This is a genomic window from Vibrio mangrovi (assembly GCF_024346955.1).
In the GTDB taxonomy this organism is placed as follows: Bacteria; Pseudomonadota; Gammaproteobacteria; order Enterobacterales; family Vibrionaceae; genus Vibrio; species Vibrio mangrovi.
In genome coordinates this window covers 1,759,271-1,784,165 of sequence record NZ_AP024883.1, presented here as the reverse complement: position 1 = coordinate 1,784,165, position 24,895 = coordinate 1,759,271, and the positions used below count along the sequence as shown (strand labels likewise).

The 24,895-nt window shown below is 43.4% G+C and carries 22 protein-coding genes; 10 read left to right on the top strand and 12 right to left on the bottom strand.

The window, feature by feature from the left end; translation table 11 throughout:
- Positions 1-15 precede the first annotated feature (15 nt).
- Positions 16-1,590, top strand: coding sequence for a hypothetical protein (locus tag OCU74_RS08015; RefSeq protein ID WP_087479223.1), 1,575 nt, complete (start codon positions 16-18; stop codon positions 1,588-1,590).
- A 537-nt stretch (positions 1,591-2,127) separates the two neighbouring features.
- A complete protein-coding gene (locus OCU74_RS08010; protein WP_143693095.1) occupies positions 2,128-3,522 on the top strand; it encodes a hypothetical protein in 1,395 nt (464 codons plus the stop codon).
- A 96-nt stretch (positions 3,523-3,618) separates the two neighbouring features.
- On the opposite strand, the gene OCU74_RS08005 is transcribed toward OCU74_RS08010, so the two are convergent.
- The 3 genes from OCU74_RS08005 to OCU74_RS07995 all read right to left on the bottom strand — a co-directional run bounded on the left by OCU74_RS08005 (position 3,619) and on the right by OCU74_RS07995 (position 6,986).
- The gene (locus OCU74_RS08005; RefSeq protein ID WP_087480071.1) at positions 3,619-5,349 is read right to left on the bottom strand and encodes an ATP-binding protein; all 1,731 of its coding nucleotides are present in this window, start codon (positions 5,347-5,349) and stop codon (positions 3,619-3,621) included.
- On the bottom strand, positions 5,349-6,476 hold the full coding sequence (locus tag OCU74_RS08000; RefSeq protein WP_390623648.1) for an FIST signal transduction protein: 1,128 nt from the start codon (positions 6,474-6,476) through the stop codon (positions 5,349-5,351). Before OCU74_RS08000 ends, OCU74_RS08005 begins: the two co-directional genes overlap by 1 nt.
- A gap of 150 nt (positions 6,477-6,626) precedes the next feature.
- Positions 6,627-6,986, bottom strand: coding sequence for a hypothetical protein (locus OCU74_RS07995; protein ID WP_087479220.1), 360 nt, complete (start codon positions 6,984-6,986; stop codon positions 6,627-6,629).
- A gap of 317 nt (positions 6,987-7,303) precedes the next feature.
- On the opposite strand from OCU74_RS07995, the gene OCU74_RS07990 reads away from it, so the two are divergent.
- Both OCU74_RS07990 and uspE read left to right on the top strand, forming a co-directional pair.
- A complete protein-coding gene (locus OCU74_RS07990) occupies positions 7,304-8,053 on the top strand; it encodes an FNR family transcription factor (RefSeq protein ID WP_087479219.1) in 750 nt (249 codons plus the stop codon).
- Between the two features lie 130 nt (positions 8,054-8,183).
- Positions 8,184-9,128: a universal stress protein UspE gene (uspE, locus tag OCU74_RS07985; protein WP_087479218.1), complete on the top strand. Its 945-nt coding sequence runs from the start codon at positions 8,184-8,186 to the stop codon at positions 9,126-9,128.
- A 117-nt stretch (positions 9,129-9,245) separates the two neighbouring features.
- Here uspE and ttcA read toward each other — a convergent pair whose 3' ends face one another.
- From ttcA to OCU74_RS07970, 3 genes are all read right to left on the bottom strand, one after another.
- Positions 9,246-10,139: a tRNA 2-thiocytidine(32) synthetase TtcA gene (ttcA, locus tag OCU74_RS07980; protein WP_087479217.1), complete on the bottom strand. Its 894-nt coding sequence runs from the start codon at positions 10,137-10,139 to the stop codon at positions 9,246-9,248.
- A gap of 199 nt (positions 10,140-10,338) precedes the next feature.
- On the bottom strand, positions 10,339-11,169 hold the full coding sequence (locus OCU74_RS07975; protein WP_087479216.1) for a glucosaminidase domain-containing protein: 831 nt from the start codon (positions 11,167-11,169) through the stop codon (positions 10,339-10,341).
- Positions 11,162-11,947 carry a hypothetical protein gene (locus tag OCU74_RS07970; RefSeq protein WP_087479215.1) on the bottom strand — a complete coding sequence of 262 codons (786 nt, stop codon included), beginning with the start codon at positions 11,945-11,947 and terminating at the stop codon, positions 11,162-11,164. Before OCU74_RS07970 ends, OCU74_RS07975 begins: the two co-directional genes overlap by 8 nt.
- A gap of 389 nt (positions 11,948-12,336) precedes the next feature.
- On the opposite strand from OCU74_RS07970, the gene potA reads away from it, so the two are divergent.
- The 4 genes from potA (at position 12,337) to OCU74_RS07950 (ending at position 16,368) form a co-directional block, all read left to right on the top strand.
- Positions 12,337-13,461: a spermidine/putrescine ABC transporter ATP-binding protein PotA gene (gene potA, locus OCU74_RS07965; RefSeq protein WP_087479214.1), complete on the top strand. Its 1,125-nt coding sequence runs from the start codon at positions 12,337-12,339 to the stop codon at positions 13,459-13,461.
- On the top strand, positions 13,442-14,299 hold the full coding sequence (potB, locus tag OCU74_RS07960) for a spermidine/putrescine ABC transporter permease PotB (RefSeq protein WP_087479213.1): 858 nt from the start codon (positions 13,442-13,444) through the stop codon (positions 14,297-14,299). Before potA ends, potB begins: the two co-directional genes overlap by 20 nt.
- A gap of 3 nt (positions 14,300-14,302) precedes the next feature.
- On the top strand, positions 14,303-15,085 hold the full coding sequence (gene potC, locus OCU74_RS07955; protein ID WP_087479212.1) for a spermidine/putrescine ABC transporter permease PotC: 783 nt from the start codon (positions 14,303-14,305) through the stop codon (positions 15,083-15,085).
- Positions 15,086-15,327: 242 nt separating this feature from the next.
- Positions 15,328-16,368 carry an extracellular solute-binding protein gene (locus OCU74_RS07950; protein ID WP_087479211.1) on the top strand — a complete coding sequence of 347 codons (1,041 nt, stop codon included), beginning with the start codon at positions 15,328-15,330 and terminating at the stop codon, positions 16,366-16,368.
- 124 nt (positions 16,369-16,492) lie between these two features.
- Here the strand turns inward: OCU74_RS07950 and cobB are convergent, their stop codons facing one another.
- From cobB to OCU74_RS07925, 5 genes are all read right to left on the bottom strand, one after another.
- A complete protein-coding gene (gene cobB / locus OCU74_RS07945; protein ID WP_087479210.1) occupies positions 16,493-17,209 on the bottom strand; it encodes a Sir2 family NAD+-dependent deacetylase in 717 nt (238 codons plus the stop codon).
- A gap of 155 nt (positions 17,210-17,364) precedes the next feature.
- A complete protein-coding gene (locus OCU74_RS07940; protein ID WP_087479209.1) occupies positions 17,365-18,618 on the bottom strand; it encodes an aromatic amino acid transport family protein in 1,254 nt (417 codons plus the stop codon).
- A 289-nt stretch (positions 18,619-18,907) separates the two neighbouring features.
- On the bottom strand, positions 18,908-20,128 hold the full coding sequence (locus OCU74_RS07935) for an ammonium transporter (RefSeq protein WP_087479208.1): 1,221 nt from the start codon (positions 20,126-20,128) through the stop codon (positions 18,908-18,910).
- A gap of 325 nt (positions 20,129-20,453) precedes the next feature.
- The gene (locus OCU74_RS07930; protein WP_087479207.1) at positions 20,454-20,837 is read right to left on the bottom strand and encodes a DUF3305 domain-containing protein; all 384 of its coding nucleotides are present in this window, start codon (positions 20,835-20,837) and stop codon (positions 20,454-20,456) included.
- A 324-nt stretch (positions 20,838-21,161) separates the two neighbouring features.
- Positions 21,162-22,535: a sigma-54-dependent transcriptional regulator gene (locus OCU74_RS07925; RefSeq protein ID WP_087479206.1), complete on the bottom strand. Its 1,374-nt coding sequence runs from the start codon at positions 22,533-22,535 to the stop codon at positions 21,162-21,164.
- 233 nt (positions 22,536-22,768) lie between these two features.
- Here OCU74_RS07925 and mobA point away from each other — a divergent pair, with 233 nt between their 5' ends.
- On the top strand, positions 22,769-23,359 hold the full coding sequence (gene mobA, locus OCU74_RS07920) for a molybdenum cofactor guanylyltransferase MobA (protein ID WP_087479205.1): 591 nt from the start codon (positions 22,769-22,771) through the stop codon (positions 23,357-23,359).
- 22 nt (positions 23,360-23,381) lie between these two features.
- Complete coding sequence (mobB, locus tag OCU74_RS07915; RefSeq protein ID WP_087479204.1) at positions 23,382-23,909, top strand: molybdopterin-guanine dinucleotide biosynthesis protein B; 528 nt, start codon at positions 23,382-23,384, stop codon at positions 23,907-23,909.
- On the opposite strand, the gene nagK is transcribed toward mobB, so the two are convergent.
- Complete coding sequence (gene nagK / locus OCU74_RS07910) at positions 23,906-24,817, bottom strand: N-acetylglucosamine kinase (protein WP_087479203.1); 912 nt, start codon at positions 24,815-24,817, stop codon at positions 23,906-23,908. The two genes, mobB and nagK, sit on opposite strands and share 4 nt — an antisense overlap.
- Positions 24,818-24,895: the final 78 nt, after the last annotated feature.

Here is a 24,895-nt window from a genome sequence, read left to right as displayed (position 1 = left end):
AAGGATCATGATCATATGACACTCATCAATAAAGAAATAACCGGCATTCGAATACCACTATTACAACAGTGGCTAACACTTTGTGTCCTTTTTCTGTCTGGAGCTTCATCCGCACAGATTCTGCTTCCGGATCTTAGCGGTAAGCAGCCTATTGACGGCGTATCGGGAGCAGCAGCTCTCTATCGTGACGTCGGAGTGATTGAAAATCAGGTGATCTATAAACAGCATGGTATATGGCAACGTGGTCCGGTATTACCAGTGAAAGGAAAGAGTTATTCTAACCGGCATGTCGGTGTCAGTAAGCGGCTGATTGTAATCGGTTCCCGAAGCCAGCATACCGTATGGGTTTTTCGCCGTTCAGAAAATAATTGGTATCAGGAAGCAACACTAACTCCCCCCGCAGATAACGGAAGTTCAGGCTATGGTGAATCTGTTTATGTCGATGATCATCTCATCGCTGTCGCCGATGTACGCAAGCAACTTGTTTATCTTTATACAAAACATGGCGATAACTGGGAGCTGGATTCAACCCTCAGTGCTGAAGAACTTCCCCGCTCCGGCTGGGAGTCTTTTGGTATCACAATGCGACGCGTCAACAATGAACTCTACATTAGTGATTCCGGAGCGGACCGACTTCTGATATTCAGGAAAGAACATGGGCAGTGGCAAAGAAGTCAGATCATTGAAGCCCCTGCGGCAGAAGATCCGAATATTAACCAGAAATTCTCTTTTGGTTTTGACGTCAGTCGTCATGTTCTTGCAGTCAGCAGTTATATGATGGGCTCTGGCTATGTGCGTATTTATACCCGGAGCCATTTCAAACAGCCCTGGACTCATACTCAAACGATCTATCAGTCCGATATCGACTCTGATCAGGGATATTTTGGTCACGATGTAGAACTGGATGGTACAACATTACTGATCGGAGATGATGAGCTCAAAAAAATCTATCGTTTTGATTTGAATTTGCAGGGACACTGGCAATACAGCGATGTGTTAGAGGGAGAAGCGTCTAACTCGGATTTTGGTTACTCATTTGGCTTTAGCCGGGGTACATTGCTCATCGGTGCAAAAAATTCCGTCTTATACACTCATATATTTCCGACTGTGACTCTGTCAGGACGGGTTCTGACTCAGGATTTTCTACCGGTTAAAGGCGCAACTATATATGGTTATCTGGGACAGCCTCAAACCAATGAATATGGAGAGTATTCTCTCGATGTACCATTATTCTGGTTCGGTACTCTGCGTGCAAAAATCCAGGATATTTTCTCTCAGGAAGAAGAACTCCATCCAGTGTTCCGTGATACTTCTCTGAATGATATGGTGTTTGAGCAACCTTACTATGTTGATGCACATGTGGCCATTACAGGTGGCAGAAGAGGATGTATCGATCCTGAAATGAAATTTGCCGAGTTGTCCGATGAACAACAACGTAACTCAGGGTATTTGATTTCTATCCATACGTTATATGGCTGGAGCGGGACTTTGACTCCAGTCTCGGAGATCTGTCAGTACACGCCAGAATCTTTATCAGTAGATTTTATGGATACCGGTCTTTTCTTTCAATTGACAGCCAGTAACAAATAACAGACTCAGAAATTCATGTTGGCAATATTTGCCGACATGAATTTCTACTATTCTAACCACAAGAATAATCACTTCTCAGTTGAATAAAACGGCAGCCGAAGAAACAGCGTACTTATTCTCTCATTCGTCCTGAATAAAACTAATTAAATATCTTCAATTCAAGTAATTAAGGAGAACTGGATGCAATAAGTGCATGCAGTTCATCATATCTCTCACACATACATGGAAACAAAATCTCAATCGAATTACTTTTAATTGATTTATTTATCATATGCATATAGGCTGCCAATCGATTGTGTGTTTTTTATACAAATATTTCATCGTACACTTTTAAAGGATTATGGTTATATGACTCTTATTTATAGAAAAATAACAAGTATCCGATCGTCTTTATTCCCATACTGGATAACTCTTTCCTTCATCTTATTTTCCGGGATTTCATCTGCGCATATACTGCTCCCGGATCTCAGTCGTAAACAATCAATTGATGGTATTAATGGTGCGAATGCCGGAACTGCACTCTATCGGAATGTTGGAATGATAGGTAACCAGGTAATCTATAAACAGCATGGTATATGGCACCGAGGGCCGGTGTTACCAGTTCAGGGAGATAGTTTTTCTGGCCAGAACCATGTTGGGATCAGTAATCATCTGATTGTAATCAGCTCTGTTCGTCAAAATACTGTATGGGTTTTCCGCCGTTCCGGGAATGACTGGCACCAAGAAGCAACAATAACCCCACCAGCAGAGAGTGAAAGCCAGGGGTACGGTGACTCCGTTTATGTTGATGATCATCTTATTGCCGTTGCAGACATAAGCAAACAACTTGTTTATCTTTATACACAACGTAGTGGCCACTGGGAACTAAATTCAACTCTCAGCGCTGAAGAGCTTCCCCGTTCCAACTGGCAGTCTTTCGGCATGACCATGCATCGGGTAGGAAATGAACTTTATATCAGTGACTCAGGAGCCGATCGGCTTTTTGTGTTTAAACAGATCAAAGGGCAATGGAAAAGACACCAGGTTATTGAAGCTCCTGCAACACAAGACCCCAATGTCAATGAGAAATTCTCTTTTTCTTTTGATGTCAACCACCACGTTCTGGCGATCAGCAGCTATATGAAAGGTTCCGCCTATGTTCGTATTTATACCCGGAACCATTTCAATCCGATGTGGACTTATAGCCAGATGATCTACCAATCCGATATCGATTCTGCAGAGGGACATTTTGGTCACAAAGTAGAGCTGGATGGCACAACATTGCTGGTTGGAGACGATGAACTCAAAAAAATCTATCGGTTCGATTTAGACAGGCAAGGAAAGTGGCAATACAGTGATGTACTGGAAGGAGAAGCATCCAATTATCTTTTTGGTTATTCATTTAGCTTCAATCAGGGCACATTGCTCGTCGGTGCCCAAAACTCTTTCTTATACACATATGCATTCCCGACTATGACTCTGTCCGGTCAGGTTCTGACTCAGGATTTTCTACCGGTAAAAGGTGCAACAATATATGGCTATCTGGGACAATCCCAGACCAATAAAGACGGAAAGTATACTCTTGATGTACCGTTATTCTGGTCCGGTACGCTGCAAGCAAAAGTCAGGGATGTTGTCTCTCAGAAAGAAGAGATCGATCCCGTGATTCGTGATACATCTCTGAATGACATGGTCCTTGAACAACCTTACTATGTAGAGGCTTATGTGGACATATCATATGATAGTGAATGTATTGATCCTGAGATGAAATTTGCTGAACTGTCCGACAAGCAGCAACAAAACTGGGGATATACGATTTCTTTCAGCCAATTATACGGCTGGAGCGGAACTTTGACTCCGGTATCGGAGATCTGCCAGTACACACCTGAGTCGCTATCGGTAGATTTTATGGATAACCACCTTCCATTTGAGCTGACATCAAGTGACAAGTAACGATTCTAATCTTCATGCCGGTAAATATTACCGGCATTATTTTATGTCATTTGCCATACCCGGCATGTATGAATGAAATGTTCCCTGTAAAACTAGTTATCTGTTTTCATCCAGATACTTATTCACAATAGACTGAATATGATGCTTTCTGATCGGTTTGACAATAAAGTCGTCCATACCAGCCTGAAGACATTTTTCTTTATCTTCCGGTGTTGAGTGTGCGGTCAGTGCAATTACCGGAGTCAGAATATTGTGATGACGTAGTCTCTTCGTTGCCTCAATACCGTCCATGACCGGCATGGATATATCCATCAATATGAGATCAAAATCGCTACTCTTCGCGATTACTTCCAGAAATTCCTGCCCGTTCCCGGCAATTGTGACATTGTAACCTAATCGTTCTAACAGAACCTGAATTACCATCTGGTTTGTCTTTGTATCTTCAACCACCAATATCTTTTTCCGGGTTGCCGGTTTCCCAGAGATTGGAGAAACCACCTGAGCAACATACTCAGAGACAACAAACGGTTTCTTTAACAACAGTGGCAGGCTTACATGAAAAGTCGTCCCTTTCCCCAATACACTATCGACCTGAATCCTGCCTCCCATAAGCTCAACAAGATGTTTGGTGATAGCCAGCCCCAGACCTGTTCCGCCATAATTCCGGGTTGTGGTATTGTCAGCCTGAATAAAAGGTGTAAACAACTGATGGATCTTCTCTGGTTTGATACCAATGCCGGTATCGGCAACGACAATAGTCAGTTGGTCTGCTGAAGTCATCAGTTCAACGCGGACATCCCCTTCATCGGTGAATTTAATCGCATTACCAATCAGATTAAAAATAATCTGCATGATCCGCACCGGATCGACAAAATATTCGTACCGGTGGCAAACCTGAACTGAAACATGAAATGTCAGATTCTTTTGCCGGGCAGTGTGCTGAAAATGTTCCAGAGAGTCTGTCAGACGTTCGTTTAAATTGGTCCATTGACGATTGAGTTTAAAATGCCCTGACTCTATCTGACTGATATCCAGGATATCTCCGATAATTGCATGCAGTAACTCGGCTGAATGCCCCATTCTTGCCAACAGATCACTCTGATAGTCATCAGAATCCTGCTGCAGGATGTCAATCATCCCGATGACGGCATTTAAAGGGGTTCTCAGTTCATGACTCATCATGGCTAAAAACTGGGATTTGGTTTCGTTGGCCTGTTCCGCAATCTGGCGGGCTTCCTGCAACTCTTTAGTTCTTTGATCAACAATATTTTGCAGTGCTTCTTTATGTTCAATATCACTAATCGCTCGTTCTATAAGTGGACGGAAGCGAAGCAATGTTGATTTGGTCTCAATATTAAACTGCCCCTTTTCCGAGCCGAGAAGCAACAAAACCGAGTCACTGGCCTGAGCTCTGATCCCAATCATGAGTGCCATGCATATGCTCTGTCTGAGTGGTTCACTCAAAAAGCTGAATTCAGTCAGAGAATCGGGCTGGAATAGCAGAATACATTCACCATCCAGAACTCGCCGGAATTTATTCCCGTAGCGCCAGTCCCGGTGTTCAAACACTGGATTGGTGGTCAGAAAAGTTGAGAATGTCTCTGCCGATTTGGGTTTGGAGATAACGATGAAGTCGCTGAAAGAAATATAGCGGCCTAACACTTTTTTGAGCTCATCAAATATCTGATATTTATTTTCCGACTGACTCAGTGACGATAAAGTTGCCAGAATCACCCGGTTCTCTTCTGCCAGACTAATTTCCCGTTCCCGGCTTCTGCGTAGTTCAAGCAGGGTTTCATTCAGTTCTTCCATATGCTCAAGATACATCATGATGACAATGACTCCGGCTCATAAAAAATGGCAGATGAGATCATTAAATTCCCATGGGCATTTTCTCCGTCGGCAAATCGTCCCTGCTCCCCGTATGTAAACGGGCAGATAAATGGCTGATGCTCCAACTGTTCACACATCTGTTTTTGTACTCGTTGAATATCTGAACCCAGCCGGGCCATTGAACCGGCACAGAAAATAGAAACAGAACCGAGTATTTCACTATGGGCATAATTCTTTGCATTTGCTTCTTTCAACACTCTGGCCGCCCGGTGAATGAGTTGTTCTCTGGAACCGGTCATCAGTGTAATTTCTTCACCACAATGGATATCAGCAAAGAGTTCCAACGCTCCCGAATCTGCCATTTGTACCGGGTGTGTCAACTTATAATAGGGCTGTTCGTAAACGTATCCCGCAATCCGGCCAAGTGGAAAACTGGTAATATGCTGAAAGATATATTCATCGGATATCAGGCGGTTTGAATGATCACAGATCCAAGCTTTATAAACGTCAATTGCAGGTTCCCCATCAATTTCTTCCAGAAAGCGTCCGTGAGCTTTTGTCACTGTCCCGACACACTCTGTTGATGAATAACCGGCACAAAATCCTGTGGCTACAGGTCTGAAAGGAAAGCAGAGTTGAATCGCGACAGCATTATCAGACCAGCCTTTATCCGTCATCACTGACCATTTTTGCTGGATGAGATTATCCGCGGCACTGCCACCAATGATTGGAACCGGCACACCAAAAATTGCATCTATCGTCGCGATGATTTTTTCTTCATGCCCTGGCGTTGAGTGTAAAACAACCAGATCCGGAACTTCTCCACTTCTCTCAGCGTGAAGCAATGCCTGATGGACAGCATGCTGCACAGCGGCATCAGGAGAGACATGATCAGAAAACTCAGCAAAACCAGTCCCGAATGTACAGGAATCGTGATAAACCGCCATCAAGGCGACAGTCGGCCCATCAAAATATCCCTTCTCCGTCATAATCCCCCGGTACGATGAACAACCGACAATCGGAATATCAGGCAAATAGCGAATCAGCTCTTTCCACAGGCTTTCAGGGGAATATTCTTCGGTATAGTAGAAAAACACGCTGCACAGGCGCGTATGATCCAAAGATGAAATCAATGAGGATACTGCTGCGGATGGATCGATAATCTGAGAGATCCGGGTTAAGAATCGCATGTTTCCACCGCTCATAATTATTTAAATTTATTGTGTATTTTAACAATAAATGCGTTAGATACAATCTGCTCCGGGCTCTTTCTATCGGGTTTTCATCTGTACAACATATTTTTCATACGCATTAATGACCAGCGTAAACTGAGACTGCCCATCCGGCATAAAGACAAGTTTCATCTGGCCGTTTTTATCTTCCCGGTTTATCGCAGGGAACTCGGTGACTGACCAGCTTTTTTGCGCAGGGAAAATAGAAATCATCCCTGTTTCTGCATCGGTTACAATATGGACTGAATGACCATCAATCGAAAAACTGCACTGAAGATCACAATGAAGCTGTACCGGATCAGCATAGCGATAAGTCCGCCAGAAAAATGCAGCACTCAGAACACTTAAAATCACAATGATGTGTATTAATCTTTGTTTCGTGAGTTTTTCTGCTGCCATACAACCCGTATCCATCTCAGTCTGAAGTTTGCGGAACCCGCCGGAAAGTTTCGCCAGTGTATCATTGAAGTCCGCCCGGGGAAATTCGATTCACACCACCTTTGTATGCCATCTGTTGCGTTTTACAATTAGGGACGATGACCATCATCAGACAAAGCATTCGTCAGAAGAGAACAATCACGGGTCAGGTGAATTTTATCTGTCAATTCTCAAAGAGTTCTATATAATCGCATGATTCCTGTACTCTTTTTTTGACTATTCTTTAGTATCAAGGGATGGTAAAATATTGATGTATATCAAGATAGTGAAAGGTTATTATGATTTCAGATAAGCCAGCTGCGAAACGGATTCAATCTGGAGGGTGTGCGATTCACTGCCAGGATTGCAGTATTAGCCAACTTTGCATTCCTTTTACTTTGAACGAGTCAGAGTTAGATCAGCTCGATCAAATTATAGAGCGGAAAAAACCTATCCAAAAAGGACAGGAACTATTTAAAGCCGGTGATGAGCTTCGGTCATTGTACGCGATTCGCTCCGGAACCATTAAGAGTTATACGATTACCGAACAGGGTGACGAACAAATTACAGCCTTTCATCTTGCCGGTGATTTAGTCGGTTTTGATGCAATTACCGGAGATTCTCATCCCAGCTTTGCTCAGGCGCTGGAAACATCAATGGTTTGTGAAATTCCTTACGAGATTCTGGACGATCTGTCAGGAAAGATGCCGAAGTTAAGACAGCAGATTATGCGTCTGATGAGTAATGAGATTAAAGGCGATCAGGAGATGATTCTGCTGTTGTCGAAGAAAAACGCTGAAGAGCGTTTAGCCGCTTTCCTGTTTAATCTGTCAACCCGATTTGCTCAGCGTGGCTTTAGTCCCCGTGAGTTTCGTCTGACAATGACCCGGGGTGATATCGGTAATTATCTGGGTCTGACCGTTGAAACAATCAGTCGCTTATTGGGCCGATTCCAGAAATCTGAGATATTGAGTGTAAAAGGTAAATATATCACCATCTTAGATCATGATTCTCTGATGGAACTGGCTGGTGTCTCCGCTGACGACTAATTCAGGCAATGCAGTTCATTCAATGAATGAGCTGCATCAAAATTCTATCGACTCCCCTTCTGTTTTTCTCATCTTCTGACTCACTTTAAGCTAAAGTTGTATTGAAACCCCATTATATGAGGGATATATAATGAGCATCTACAACAATATTCTGGTGATTGCCGACGTCAACCATGACGAGCAGCCTGCGCTCGCACGAGCAATGCTGCTGGCAAAGAAAAGTAAAGAAATCAGTCATATCACCTTGTTCCTTTCCATCTATGATTTCTCCTATGATATGACTTCCATGCTATCGTCTGATGAAAGGGAAGCCATGCGCAGAGGTGTTATTCATCAGAGAGAGCTTTGGCTCAGAAGTATTGCCGAACCTTATATAGATAATACTGTCGATTTTACAGTGAAGGTTGTCTGGTATCACAGACCTTATGAAGCCATTATTGCCGAAGTTTTCTCCGGCCAATACGACATTCTCATCAAAGCAACACGCCGGCACGATTTTCTGGAGTCGGTCATTTTTACACCAACTGACTGGCATCTGATGCGCAAATGCCCTGTCCCTGTTTTGCTGGTAAAACATGCTGAATGGAAAAAGCAGTCCAACATTATCGCTTCGGTTCATGTTGGTTCTGAAAATGAAGTCCACCATTCACTGAATGTGAAACTTACCGAACAACTCCTGAACATTGCGGAACATTTGGATGCAACACCTTATCTGGTCAGTGCATATCCGGTAACTCCGAACAATATTACGATTGAATTGCCCGAATTTGATATTACAAGCTACCGGGATGCTGTTCGCTCCCACTGTCTGACCTCAATGAAAGAACTGCGGCAGTCTTTCGGTATCGACAGTGAACAAACCATTGTGGAAGAAGGGCTGCCTGAAGATATTATTCCAAAGCAGGCCAAACAGCTTAATGCCGCGATGGTGATTATCGGAACAACAGGCAGGACGGGACTTTCTTCGATTTTCATCGGGAATACGGCGGAGCACGTCATTGATAAAATCGACTGTGACGTACTGGCTATCAAACCGGAAGGATATATCAGTCCACTCGATCCGGTTCAGAATTAATCGTTCTTTATTTCGACAAAAACCTTGAGCCCGTGGCTCAAGGTTTTTTTATTCCGGAATACCAATTATATGTCCGGGCAGAATGTACTGTTACAGCAGTTTTAGCGAACGAAGACCCTAAACGTTCGTCACATCAATGAACATCGATTCATCAATATTTGTTGACGAGACGATCGCTTCACTGAAAGCGTATTCATCTCTGTCCCCTTCACGCGCTAATGGCAGATCGATGAAGTCAAAAAGAGATTTATCCGCCAATTGACTTGGGCTGACATTCTGAAGAGATTTGAAAATACTCTCAACACGCCCCGGTGTTTTCTTATCCCACTCGATCAACATCGCTTTAATGGCCTGACGCTGCAAATTTTCCTGAGAACCACACAGATTACAGGGAATAATCGGGAAAGCTTTATGCTCAGCATATTTCACCAGATCTTTTTCCCGACAATAGGTTAATGGCCGAATCACGACGTTACGACCATCATCCGAACGCAGTTTTGGCGGCATCGCTTTCATTCGTGAGCCGTGAAACATATTCAAAAACAGTGTTTCGACAATATCATCAAGATGATGGCCAAGTGCTATTTTTGTCGCGCCGATTTTCTCGGCAAACGAGTATAGCGTTCCCCGGCGTAACCGAGAACACAACCCACACGTTGTCTTCCCTTCCGGTATTTTTTCTTTGACGACAGAATAGGTATCTTTATCCACGATATAATACGGAATGTTTAAACTTTCAAAATACTGCGGTAACACATGCTCAGGGAAACCGGGTTGCTTCTGATCGAGATTAACGGCAACAACTTCAAACTGAATCGGTGCCGCCTTTTGCAGATTCAACAGAATATCTAACATCGCAAATGAATCTTTTCCGCCACTGATACATGCCATCACAACATCATTTTCTTCAATCATGCTGTAATCAATAATGGCATTTCCAACATTTCTTCTCAGTCGTTTCTGGAGCTTGTTGAATTCAAGGGTTTCTTTTCTGGTATCTTTCTGATTCATGAAGACTTCTCACACTGTCGATTGTTCCGACTGTAGATTTCCTGATTGGTTCTCTGTAGGGCGTGGATTATACGGATTTTTCCCGCGGGTTGAAATACTCTATAACCGCTATGTCTAAATGAATTCAGGATAGAATCATCACGGAAAACAGGGGGGAAAATATGCCGGGCTGCTCAGATAAAACCCGGCGACAATAGTGTTATTTCACTGTTTTGGGAGCTTCTTCAGGAGCATCTTCCCAATACTTCTGATTATGACGGACCATCGCCTGAAGTGATTTCACATAATCCACTCCCCGCTCAGAATATTTAGTCAGTCCGTTGGTCAATTGAATAGCACTCTGATTAGAGAAGAGATCCTCTCCTTCATTTCTCAGTTGATAGCGAATGTTTCTCAACTCCCGGTAAGCCCGGTTACGATTTACATTAATGAAGTATCGATGGATCGACTCCTGCACGGATTTAAATTTGGCAACCTCATGAGTCATCCCCGTCTCTCTTGCAAGTGGCACAAGCCCACAGCCTTTCTGGTAACACCATTGCCCGAAATAATTGTTTGCTTCTCGGGCAAAACGCGACGTTCCCCAGGCAGATTCATTCGCGGCCTGAATCAGAACCAGAGCTTCAGGGAGAACATCCACTTTATGCAGCATTCTATCAAGCCATACCAGATCCGGCCCTTCTACTGGAATTTTGACTGAATAAAGCAAACTGAGTTCGGCCAGTTGCTGAACTTCCGCCTGAGAGAGCTGGCCTGATTCGATACCTTTTCTGCTGTTTAGTAAGAAATCACGCTCTTTTTGAGTTCTCTGGTTTTCGTAACGAATACCCGGTTTGAGATAAGAGAAAAAAGCATGTTTTCTCTGGGCCAGATTCTTGATCGCTTTAAAATCAGGTGCTTCTTCAACACTGATACCTTGTGGTTGCTTATTTTCAACTGTCGAACGGCTCTCCAGATGAAACTGGTAATAAGTACAACTGGCCAGAATAAGCACGACAGCGAAGAAAAAGAAATAAATCAGTTTACGCATTGAAAACCTTGTTCTGCTGATCACTGTTTGATGTAGAAATAATGGTTAACCGGATACCAAACATGTTCCGGTATAAGATGCCTTTTACATGTAAGAAGAAAGGTAAAACAAAAATGAAACCAATACCATAGAAGATAATTGCAAATCCGGTTAAAAGCATCATGATGAAATAGATAGTGGTAAGTGGAATGATTTTTCTGTTGGTTGCTTTCAGAGAAATCAGCAAGGCTTTAAATATTGGCAAACGTTTTTCACAAATCAATAGAATCGTATGGCTGAATGCAATTGAAGCATACATCGAAAGTATCCAGAACAATTGCCCGACGATTGATTGAGTCAGTTGGATAATCAATGTAGCCAGAATCACGGAAACCGTAAACTGTAACCCTTTACTGATGTGCCGGGTCTGTGTCTTTAAACCAGCAGCGTGACTCATTGCCATAAGACTGGCACCAGCGGATATCGGTGCACTGACAACTTCAAAACTGAATACGGCAATAACAAAAGCCTGAACAAACCGGGGATCAATCTGTTCCGGATTTTGCAACCCTTCAAGAATTGCTCTCAGGTCAGGTAGCTGAAGTTTCAGAACAATGTAGAAAATGAGAAGCTGTACCGCGAGTAAAATAAATACTGCCGGAGTAAAAGACCAGAAATTTTTGATCGTACATGAAACCCCTTCTCTGAGAATCGCTCCGACTCTCAGCTGATAATCTCCGCTCAAAGCTCTCTCCAGGCTCCCCCCTAAATTAAACTCTTTTTCAATTTTCTGATTCATGCTACCTCTTGGATGGTTGTAAATTCGACCACCGTATATACAACAAAGAGGATCATTATACTGAAATTGATTTCAAGTCGAAATTGTATAGATGTAACTTTTTTTATTCATTTTTCCGGCTTCGCTGGTAATTCGCCGCCAATCAAAGACATTTCATGTGTTTTGTTTCTGATACCCAGCCTAAATTCATCACAAATGACTGAAAATAGCATTGACTTCATATTGGTGAATATTATGATGCTGCGGAAAAATATAAATATACAGATTTTCGCCATAGAATGGCTATGACTCAAATCTCTGCCTTGTCTCTGTACCCAGTAATTCTCGCTGAAACTGCATCTTGAAGGTCATTTGGGTATATCCACTCAATCTCAGCTTTTGATGGAGATATGGAAACATTGAAATCAGCACAACCTCATGAATATCCGGTTATTTCTCTTGCGGGGATTAGTAAGAGCTATGACGGTAAAAAAATCATTGATCACTGTTCGTTGCAAGTAAATCACGGTGAGTTTTTAACCATTCTCGGGCCATCCGGATGTGGAAAGACCACCATTTTGAGAATGATCGCCGGATTTGAAGCTGTTGATCAGGGAAATGTGTTTCTGGATGGGCAGGATGTCACCTCCATTCCGGCAGAACACCGGAATGTCAATACCGTCTTTCAGAGTTACGCGCTGTTTCCGCATATGTCTGTCTTTGACAATGTTGCTTTTGGCCTGAAGATGCAAAAGGTACCGGCAGCAGAGATTCGTACCAGAGTTCAGGATGTCCTGAAGATTGTAAGACTGGAAAGCTATGCAGAACGCAAGCCTCATCAGTTATCCGGAGGACAGCAGCAGCGGGTCGCCATTGCCAGAGCCGTGGTTAATAAGCCGAAGGTGTTGTTGCTTGATGAGTCTTTATCGGCTCTCGATTATAAATTGCGTCAGCAAATGCAGATTGAACTCAAACAGCTTCAGCGACAATTGGGGATTACCTTTATCTTTGTCACGCATGATCAGGAAGAAGCATTATCGATGTCAGACCGAATCATTGTCATGAAAGACGGCAACATTGAACAGGATGGCACTCCCAAAGAGATTTACGAAGATCCGAAAAGCCTTTTTGTTGCCCGTTTCATTGGTGAAATTAATGTTTTTGATGCGGTCACAATTGAAAGAATCGATGAAAAACGGATTCTGACTACTATTGAAGGAACGAATGCCGTCATTTACTTTGATAAACCTGTCATGCCCGGACAATCTCTTCAGGTTTTATTGCGGCCAGAAGATATCCGCCTGAAAGAAGTGAAGGAAACAGATGGTGAAGGCATCACCGGACATGTTATCGAACGAACCTATAAAGGGATGACGCTGGATTCTGTCGTTGAATTAACATCCGGGCACCGGGTTATGGTTAGTGAATTTTTCAACGAAGATGACCCGGACGTCGACCACTCTCTCGGACAAAAAGTTGTTTTAACCTGGGTTGAAAGCTGGGAGGTGGTTCTGGATGAAAATACGCAACATTAATCTTCGTCAGGCCATTATCTATCTGGTTGTCGGCTGGTTGTTGATCTTTGTTTTTATTCCTAATCTGATGGTTATCGCAACCAGTTTTCTGACTCGGGATAATGTCCACCTTATCGACTTTACCCTGACGTGGGAAAATTATACCCGGCTGATTGATCCTTTATATGCCAGGGTGCTCGCCCACTCATTTTACATGGCTGGTATCGCAACCGTTTTATGCCTGCTCATTGGTTATCCTTTTGCATTTGCTATCGCAAGAATGCCTGCATCCCGGCGTCCTTTTATGCTGTTTCTGGTCATTGTCCCGTTCTGGACCAATTCTCTCATCCGGACCTATGGGCTGAAAATCGTACTGGGAACCAATGGGATACTCAACAAATCATTACTGGCTCTGGGAATCATCGACACACCATTTCGGGTTATGTATACCGAAACGGCAGTCATGATCGGATTAGTTTATATTCTGCTCCCTTTCATGATACTGCCACTTTATTCTGCATTCGAAAAACTGGATTATGCTTATATTGAAGCTGCCAGAGATTTAGGCGCCAATAAAGTACAAACTTTAACCAGAATTATTATTCCTTTAACCATGCCGGGAATTATCGGCGGTTGTTTACTGGTGTTATTACCGGCACTTGGTATGTTTTATATTTCAGACTTGCTTGGTGGTGCGAAGAACCTGTTGATCGGCAACGTGATCAAAAATCAGGTTCTTAATTCCAGAGACTGGCCTGCCGGAGCAGCAACCAGTATCTCTCTGACGATCGTCATGGCACTACTCCTATATATTTATTATAAAGCCGGACGGCTGTTAAACAGAAAAATGGAACTTTAAATCATGCTAAAAACAGCTCGCTTCGGTTTAATGACTCTTGTATACAGCTTTTTATATCTACCGATCCTTGTTTTAATTGCAAACTCATTTAATGCCAATAAATTCGGAATGAGATGGGATGGTTTTTCAGGTAAATGGTATGGAACGCTCACAGAAAATGCAGGCCTGATGCAGGCAGCCTGGCATTCTCTGAATGTGGCTGTCTTTTCTGCAACTGCGGCAACAATAATTGGAAGTCTGACCGCTGTTGCCCTGTTTCGCTATCGGTTCCGTGGAAAAACACTTGTCAATGGTATGCTGTTTGTGGTGATGATGTCACCGGATATCGTAATGGCAATTTCTCTGCTGGCATTATTTCTTGTCATGGGAATTCATCTGGGGTTTCTGACATTATTTTTCTCCCATATCACATTCTGCCTGCCTTTTGTTGTTGTGGCCGTTTATACACGACTGAATGGTTTCGATATAAAAATGCTGGAAGCAGCCCGGGATCTCGGGGCCGGTGAGTGGGTCATTTTACAGAAAATAATTTTCCCCCTCGCCAAACCAGCCATCGCTTCAGGATGGTTAATCAGTTTTACCTTATCACTGGATGATGTCATTATCAGCTCATTTGTTACCGGACCAGCCTACGAAATTCTCCCCTTAAAAATTTACTCAATGGTTAAAGTGGGTATTTCTCCGGAAGTGAATGCACTTGCCACGATTATGTTACTTATTTCATTCACTCTGGTTTTCATCTCCCACTACATCGGGAGAGACAAATATCAGTCGAAGCAAAAGTGAAACTTACTGAAATAGTTTGAGACAGTCTGAATCCTGAATCTTGATGTTACTTGGGTATATAAATAAAACTGTCACAAAAATAAGAAACAAACCATTCTTTTAATTTTATTGGTAACTTCGCTGCTATAATCAGCCGCTTTGAACACAGCTATATAAATTCACTCCCGGACAGAGGTCATAATGTGGCATCTATTCGGCCAGTGATGATAATTTCCAATGATTGACAGGAATACACAGTAACAATGAAAAACAAATTTTATGCAGGCATTTTGTCTACAGCAGCGTTATTTTCTGGCTATAGTATGGCAAGTGATGATCAGGAGCTTTATTTTTACAACTGGTCTGAATATATTCCTAACGAAGTTCTTCAGGATTTCACCAAAGAAACCGGCATTAAAGTCATTTACTCAACTTATGAATCAAATGAGACTATGTATGCCAAATTAAAGACACAGGGATCGGGTTATGATCTTGTTGTACCATCGACCTACTTTGTCTCCAAGATGCGCAAAGAAGGGATGCTGCAACCCATTGACAAAACTCAGCTATCCAATTTTGACGGACTTGATCCGAATTACCTGAATAAGTCTTTTGATCCTAATAACAGCTATTCGATTCCTTATATCTGGGGAGCAACAGGTATCGGAGTCAACACGGATGTCGTCGATAAGTCGACACTCCACAAATGGGATGATTTGTGGGACAGTAAATGGAAAGGCCAGCTACTTCTGATGGATGATGCCCGGGAAGTATTTCATATCGCCCTTTCCAAACTGGGATATTCACCGAATACGACCAACCCGGACGAAATCAAAGCGGCCTATGAAACATTGAAACAACTGATCCCGAACGTTCTGGTTTTCAATTCTGATTTCCCAGCTAATCCATATATTGCCGGCGAAGTATCTCTGGGAATGCTGTGGAATGGCTCTGCTTATATGGCACGTCAGGAAGGCGCTCCGATTGATATTGTCTGGCCTGAAAAAGGCGCGATATTCTGGATGGACAGTCTGGCAATCCCTTCAGGAGCCAAAAATGTTGAAGCTGCTCATAAGATGATTAACTTCCTGCTTCGTCCTGAAAATGCTGCAAAAATTGCGCTGGAAATCGGTTATCCAACGCCGGTAAAAGCAGCATACAAACTACTGCCAGGCGAATTTGCTAATGATCCGAACATCTTCCCACCACAATCCGTCATGGATAACGGTACCTGGCAGGATGAAGTCGGAGATGCAAACCGTCTTTACGAAGAATATTTCCAGAAATTGAAGGTTAGTGACTGATTGCTCGGGGAAACCTGCATCATTGACTCTTACAAAAGACAAAAAGTGGCTTTACGCCACTTTTTTATTGATGTTTCAGGATTAAGGCATTTGTTCGGTTCAACCGATAAAAACAGATGGGAATCTATTCAGCCAGAAGCAACTCTTCAACCAGTTTTGGAACTTCAATACTGGCCTTCCCATAACGTTTCTCGACAAATTCACTCTCTACCGCACTCGGTTCAAGATTGATCTCTATCGTATGTGCACCATGCATTCTTGCATCATGAACAAAACCGGCCGCAGGATAAACCACTCCGGAAGTCCCAATTGAAATAAACAGGTCAGCCTGTTCGAGAGCCGTGTATATATCTCCCATTCTGAGCGGCATTTCTCCGAACCACACAATATGAGGCCGCATCTGAGAAGGAATCTGGCAACAATGGCACAGATCACCCATTTTCAGGTCTTCACTCTGCTCAATGACCTGCTGAGACTCGCTACAGCGGGCTTTCAGTAATTCACCATGCATGTGGATAACGTTCTTACTCCCGCCCCGCTCGTGGAGGTTGTCTATATTTTGCGTCACAATCGTGACCTGACCATCCAATTCTGCTTCAAGGCGCCCCAATGCAAGATGAGCCGGATTGGGCTGGATGACTTCAGAAAGTAGTTTCTGACGACGCTGATTATAAAAGTCCTGAACTAACTCCGGGTTACGTTCAAATCCTTCGGGAGTCGCAACCTCTTCAATGCGGTGGTTTTCCCATAAACCATCCTGAGCCCGGAATGTCTGAATTCCTGATTCTGCGGAGATCCCAGCTCCGGTCAGTACAACAATGTTACGATATGGATAATCCATGTCATATCCTTATGGCTTCATGTCTTTTGTCTTACTTGGGTATAATATACCCGATCTCCTGAGTGTAGAAAAATAGACGTTCGTATACCCATATAATTAACCCCGTCGATTGTTACATCTCCGGGGTTGTGTGTATTCAGAAAGATCGGGATATATTACAAAGCACTACAGATAACGGATGTGATAGCAGCCAACCCGCATATTGCAGTGAAAATCTGTACCGGTACAGAGGTACTGAATTTTTTCATTGCAGGTACACGTCTCATTGCATAGATCGGCATGATAAACAGAATGGCAGCAATCATCGGTGCACCCATTGTTTCAATCATACCTAAAATGCTCGGATTGACGATTGCAACAATCCAGGTGCTCAATACGATGAAAATTAAAGAATAGTTTTCAATTGATTTCACCTTCATCTCACTACGGGATTTAACCAGACCAACCAGACCTTCATGAGCACCCAGAAAGTGACCAAAGTAACTGGAGGTAATTGCAGCAAATGCCACGATTGGCCCCAGATAAGAAATGAGCGGAGAATCATGCTCGTTTGCCAGATAAGATAGCACAGAAATATTCTGCTCCTGAGCAACAGATAGCTGCTCCGGTGAAAGCGACAGCACAACAGAGAAGACAAAAAACATCACGAATGCCATCAGCATCACTGCTGCGCCACCGGTGATCATGTCGGTTTTCTGCGATGCGTCATCTCCGTAGGCCAGACGCTGCTCCTTAGTAAACTGACTGATAATCGGACTATGATTGAATGAAAAAACAATCAAAGGAATAGCCAGCCAGATAATCATTGGCATCTCCTGCCAGTCCGGCTTTACTTCCAGCATTGAAGTATTCCAGTCAGGAATCAGATAAACCGATAATGCCAGCAGAATCACAACCAGAGGATAAACCATCAGAGAGGTCGCTTTCAGCATCAGGTTTTTACCAAAAACCACACCACCGGTCATCGCGAGAATCAACACCCCGGAAAGTAGCCAGCGGGGAATCGATGGCAGTGCCAGTTGGTGAACCAGAAATGAATCCACGGTGTTAGTGATTCCAACGCCATAAATTAAAACAATGGGGTAAATTGCAAAGAAGTAAGCAAATGTAATCAAATTTGCCCCGGTCTTACCAAAATGTTCTTCCACCGTATCCGTAATATCAGCCTCCGGATGGTGAGCAGACAAAACAAAACGAGCCAGACTCTTATGAGCGAACCATGTCATCGGAGCGGCAATAAGGGCCAGAATGACCAATGGCCAGAAACCACCGGCTCCGGCTTTAATCGGCAGGAAAAGTACGCCAGCCCCGACTGCTGTTCCAAACAGAGAGAGGCACCATGTAAAATCTTTGTAAGTCCATTTACCAGATGAATATTTGTTACTTTGTGCTAATACTGTTGTATTCATGTTAAGTTTCTCGTCATCGGTAAAATAAAATTCTATTGAAATAGAATGCGCCTATATTTCAACAGCAATGAGAAGATTTGGGAATACGGAACAGGCTTAACTTATGTGTGAGCTTAATAAAAGCAAATCTTTGTCACGAAATTTACGTGCTATACATGATTGTTTTTAATTATATCGATAAGAAAAACTTATGCGAGAAGAGTGAGTTAATATGCGTGTATCAGATGATGAGAAAAACAACCGGGAATATCGATGCGCGGACACTGCCCGCGCATCATCAGATTCCGGATTATTCTTCGTTTGTTGCTGATATCTTGTGAATAGACAAATCAGCACCATTAAATTCTTCTTCTTCAGAAAGTCTTAATCCGATGAGTTTCTGAAGTGAACCATAGACAATCAAGGAACCGAGTAAAGCAACAATGATACCAGCAGCAGTTCCCATAAATTGGGAAACGAAACTTACACCACCCAGTCCGCCAAGTGATTGCTGACCGAAAATACCGGCAGCAACGCCACCCCAGGCACCACACAAACCATGTAACGGCCAGACACCCAGAACATCATCGATATGGGTTTTATTCTGTAACCAGGTAAATACCCAAACGAAAAGTACACCGGCAACCACACCGGTAATCAATGCCCCAAGCGGATGCATCAGATCGGAACCGGCACAAACAGCAACCAAACCGGCTAAAGGACCATTGTGAATAAATCCGGGGTCATTTTTCCCGACAACAAATGCTGCCAGAATTCCTCCGGCCATAGCCATCAGAGAATTCATTGCGACAAGTCCGCTGATACCGTTCAGTGTCTGGGCTGACATCACATTAAATCCAAACCATCCGACACTCAGAATCCAGGCTCCCAGAGCCAGAAACGGAATATTTGACGGTGCGAAGTTAGTATGTTTCCCGGCACGGATTCTCCCCTTTCTCATTCCCAGAAAAATCACAGCAACCAAGGCAATCCATCCGCCAACAGCATGCACGACAACCGAACCGGCAAAATCATGAAATGCATAACCGAAGTGACTCTCAAGCCAGTTCTGAAACTGATAGTTACCGTTCCAGATAATGCCTTCAAAATAGGGATAAACCACACCAACCGTAAAAAATGTTGCGATCATAATTGGGTAAAAGCGGGCTCTCTCAGCAATCCCACCAGAGACGATTGCAGGAATAGCTGCCGCAAAGGTAAGCAGAAAGAAAAATTTTACCAATTCATAACCGTTACCGGCCGCAAGAACTTCGGCGCTGGAGAAAAAAGTCGTATCGTATGCAACCCAGTAACCGATGAAAAAATAAGCAATAGTCGATACGCCGAAATCAACCAGTATTTTGACCAGAGCATTGACCTGATTCTTCTTCCGGACAGTCCCGACTTCCAGAAAAGCAAATCCGGCATGCATCAGGAAAACCATGATGGCTCCCAACAGCAAAAACAGTGTATCCGAACTTTGAGTCAGTGTTTGTACAGCACCCTGCACCTGGCTTAAGTTGTGCTCCATTCGCGTTCTCTCCATAAACTTGCACCGGGCAGAGACGGAAGTGAAACGCTTCTGTCACAACACGCCCTAAGATAGTGCCAATAAAAATGAAAAATCCCCATTTTGGGGAAAATTGTTATTTGATGCGAAACAAGCAGTATTCATGCCAATTTAAGGAGACATGAATACCAAAGTAAAAAATACAACTAATACACTGAATTATATAAATTAAATAAAAGTTACACTGTAATAATCAAACAATAAAAACAGGCATAGTGCACCATTATTGAATAATTGCATCAATATTGGGCAATCATTCTGGTGCAAATATAATCATCAAGTACTCTTAGCGCTTATGTACATATGATTCAATCCACAACCTGACTTCTTCCGGCATCTGATTTGATAAAACCAGAAATTTCTGATCCATAAACCTTTGAGCCGCTCTGGGAGAAGCCGTCAGGGTACAGATTTCCCGTTGAGGCGTTGTATATAATATCGCGTATAGTTTGGGAGGATCTGCTTTCAGATTATTCCGATAGTCTTTCCTCTCACTACGCTGAAGTTGTAAAACTCCGAGATTCGCCGATAAATCGTCAGGAATCAATTTGAAACCGACAAGCTGGGTCTGCTGAGTAACCCATGCACCCGATGTGATTTGATGCTCAATAAACTGACATTCAATCGGCCACATCGTCTCTGATTTAATTCGTTTTGTTGAATGTGACATTACTATTCTCTTAATTTTATTAGACTGATACACCCAAGCGATATCAAAATACTCAGACTGCTGTATTTTGAGGTGACCTGAGTATAAAAATATCCGAACAGTTCCTGCTGGTTTGTATATAACGTCAGTATAAATACAGGCAGAAATAAAGATCTGAGTTCGGGTATGACAGATAGGATAACGTATAGAAAAACCAGACGATGTCTCATTTTTGGGAGGGTATAAACATTAGGATTCCGGTATTTATTCCGGGTATAGATTCAGAAAAAGAGAATAACGAAAATAATAGACCATTCTTTAATCTGCCCTATCTTCTGCTGATTGCTACTCTTTATATTTTCTGTCGAGTGTCTTGCGCGAAATGCCAAGCTGACGGGCCGCAGCAGACTTATTCCCATCAAAAAAATCAACTACTTGTTGAATATGTGCTTTTTCTGTTTCCCGGAGACTCCAGTCACTCGGATAACCTCGCCTTGATGACGTCCCTATTGTCTGAAACTCAGGGATTTCACTATGATGAGAAACTGCAATCACAACTTTTGAGGCATGACGTGACTGTTGAAGCATATATTCCTGCCAATAATCATTGGGCGATTTATTCAAAAGTAAACAGCGTTCAATCAGGTTTCTCACTTCTCTGATATTTCCAGGCCACTCATATGTTCCCTGTTCAAAATCATATTCATTCTGCCATTCCGGCACCGGGAGTGACAGTTTATTGCAAAGACGGCCGGTCAGATAAGGGAATAATTCTCTCAGATCAGCAGGCCTTTCACGTAAAGGAGAGATATTCATTTTCAGTACAGACAATCGCTCATATAATTCTCTGGAAAAAGTATTCTCCATAACAGCATTGAGCATTCCTTTCGTACTGGCAGAGATCAGACGAACATCGATCAGATAAGAAGAATTTCCACTGACAGACTGAATTGTCCGTCCTTCAAGTAGCTGAACTAAAATATGCTGAAAATCAGCAGAAATGTTTTCGGCTCCATCCAGAAACAGAGTGCCGTGATTTGCAAGGCGCAGTGAACCACCATGATTACACAGCAGTTCAGCCGTTGCTGAATCAGAGCTGAGTTTTGAACAATTGACAACAACGAAAGGTCCGACACGCCCACTTGCTTCATGAATCGCTCTGGCAGCCAGTTCTTTACCTGTACCAGCTTCTCCTTCAATAAGAACCGGGGCTTTGGATGATGCGTACTGCTTAATTTGCTGTTTGAGTTGCTTGGTCTTCTCTGAAGCTCCGACAATGGTAGTCTGATGATATTTCTGCAGATCCTGAGCAAGTGCCGTATATTTTTGGGTCTCAATCAACCGCTGCAGCGCACATTTAGCCGCTTGTTGGATCTGATGATCAGTCATTGGATACAACAGATAATACCGGCCCTGAACGATCTCCGATTTCAGTTCATTTTCACTGAGGATAAGTAAAATCTCCCCTTCGAAAAAGGATACGATATGGTTTAGCTCATGTTGCTGGCAGGCACGTGTATCAAATATGATCAGATCATAGAGTGCAAGTAACTGACTACTGTGCATCATGCTTTCAGGAGTGGTGACTGTATCTAATCGGGAAACATGACCGGACAATGCCTGCTGAAGCTGCATCTGCGTTTCAGTCTGATGGCTGATAACCAAAACAGAAAATGTCTGGTACTGTCGTTCAGTCAGTGGTTTCACAAGTGTCGTCATTCCTGGCTGCCGGGTTACTATTATCGATAAATATGTTAATAACTAAAAGTAACATATCATTTATTCAGAATGATGTGCGGAATATTTTTTCCTCACTCATAAACTATTGTCGTCATTTATCCGGAATAATCGTCTATTCACTGTCATTTCTACGATAGATTCGTGATCTTATTTCAAATTATATTGTAGTTGAGATAAAGTGAGTCCCTATACCAATATGAAGTGAATGCAATATGCTCGAAGAACATCAAGTTACCTGGGTCATTCTTGCCGGAGGACAATCTTCACGGATGGGCGGTCAGGATAAAGGCCTGCTTCTTTATCAGGGACGCCCGTTGATAGAACACGTACTTGAAGCACTGAAACCTCAGGCTTCCTCCATCTGGATTTGTGCAAATCGTAATCAGTCGGCTTACCGGCAATATGCACCTGTTATCGAAGATCTCTATCCGGATTATCCCGGTCCTCTGGCAGGATTACATACCGCACTAAAGCATGCCGAAACCGAATGGATTGGTATCCTTCCCTGCGATGGTCCGTTAATCAGTAGTGATCTGGTTCAGCGTTTTTGCCGGGCAGTCACTAAAGACGGAAAAATTTATGTCGCCCATGATGGTGAAAAACGCCAGCCTGTTTACGCCCTTGCCCATCGTTCAGTGCTCAGTCAGCTTGAAAGTTTTCTGGAACAGGGTGACCGGAAAGTCGCACTCTTTTTTGATCAAGTCGGAGCTCATCTCGTTGACTGTCATGATATTCCATCTATGTTCATGAATGTAAATACTCCGGAACAGCTATTAAATCTGGAAAAACAGCAGACCCAGTAAGAACAACCGCGAGTAAAACACTATGACGATTAATTCATCCATACTACCGAATATTCCTGTTCTCGGCTTTGCGGCGTTTTCCGGAACGGGAAAAACAACACTGCTGGAATCGTTGATTCCCGAACTGATCCGACAGGGAATCCGGGTCGGTGTATACAAACATTCACACCATGTGATTGAACAGGATCAACCCGGAAAAGATAGTTTCCGGCTCCGTAAGGCCGGCGCATCTCAAACTTTGCTGGCAACACCGGAGCGTGCAATACTGACGACTGAATTCCCAGACTCTTCTGCCGATTTCTATCACTTACTCCAACAATTCGACACTGAGAATCTGGATGTGATCCTGATTGAAGGATGTAAAGAAAAACACTTGCCAAAAATTGAGCTACATCGTCACGAAATCACACGCCCGTGGTTATATCCGGATGATCCGGATATTATTGCCGTCGCAACGGATGTAACCATCGACTGCCGCCTTCCGTGTCTGAACTTAAACGATGTGGTTCAGATCGCTGAATTCATACAGCAATATATACGGAATTTTTAGGGCTTCAGATTCAGAAATGCAGCTCCTCTGACGCCCCCGCTGGTACCATATTTGGCTTTCCTGATCTCCGGACATCGGGCAATCGGCAGCAAATAGCGGGGAATCCTGCGGGGAAGCTCCTGATAAAGCTGTTCAAAATTCGCCAGTCCACCACCCAGAACAACAATGTGGGGATCACAGGCCGTAAATATATTCCCCAGACATATCGCCAGAAGCTCCATGAAAAAGTCGACGAAAGTAACTGCTGTTGCATCTCCGGCCTGATAATCCTGAATAATATCAACTGCATTTTTCGCTTCGCCATGCCGGTGTTCATACAATATTTCAAATCCCCGGCCGGAAATATAATTTTCCAGACATCCCTGCTTGCCGCATCCACAGGATAACAATGGCGGGTTATCTCCCAGCAGGAACCACGCATCAATCGGCATTCTCATATGACCGACTTCTCCGGCCACCTGGTTTCTGCCGGAAAATACTTCCCCGTGATAAACCAAGCCGCCGCCAAGTCCGGTTCCCAGAATCAGCCCCATAACGGAAGGGCTGTTTCGGATTGAATCATCCCATGCTTCGGAAAGAACAAAACAATTTGCGTCATTCTCCAGCCTGACCGGACGATTAAGTCTTTTTCCAAGATACTGACGCAGGCAACGTCCGTTTACACAGGGAATATTGGCTGTCAAAAGCACCCCATCGTCAGCCTGCTCTATACCAGGCAATCCCAATCCGACCATACCGGTACACTCCAGAATTGCATCGTATTTCCCGACCAGTTCAGCAATGACTTCGATAAACTGCTCGTAATCCTCCCGTGGGGTAAATACCCGTTCGGTTGCGACCCGCGTCAGCGTTGTATCAAATGCACCGAACTCAATTTTCGTTCCACCGACATCAAAGCCGTAATACATGGTACTGACTCCTACATGATTTAGAGTGTTCAGACGCGTGTTTCATTATATTTATCGGTGTCCGGCTGACATTCGCTC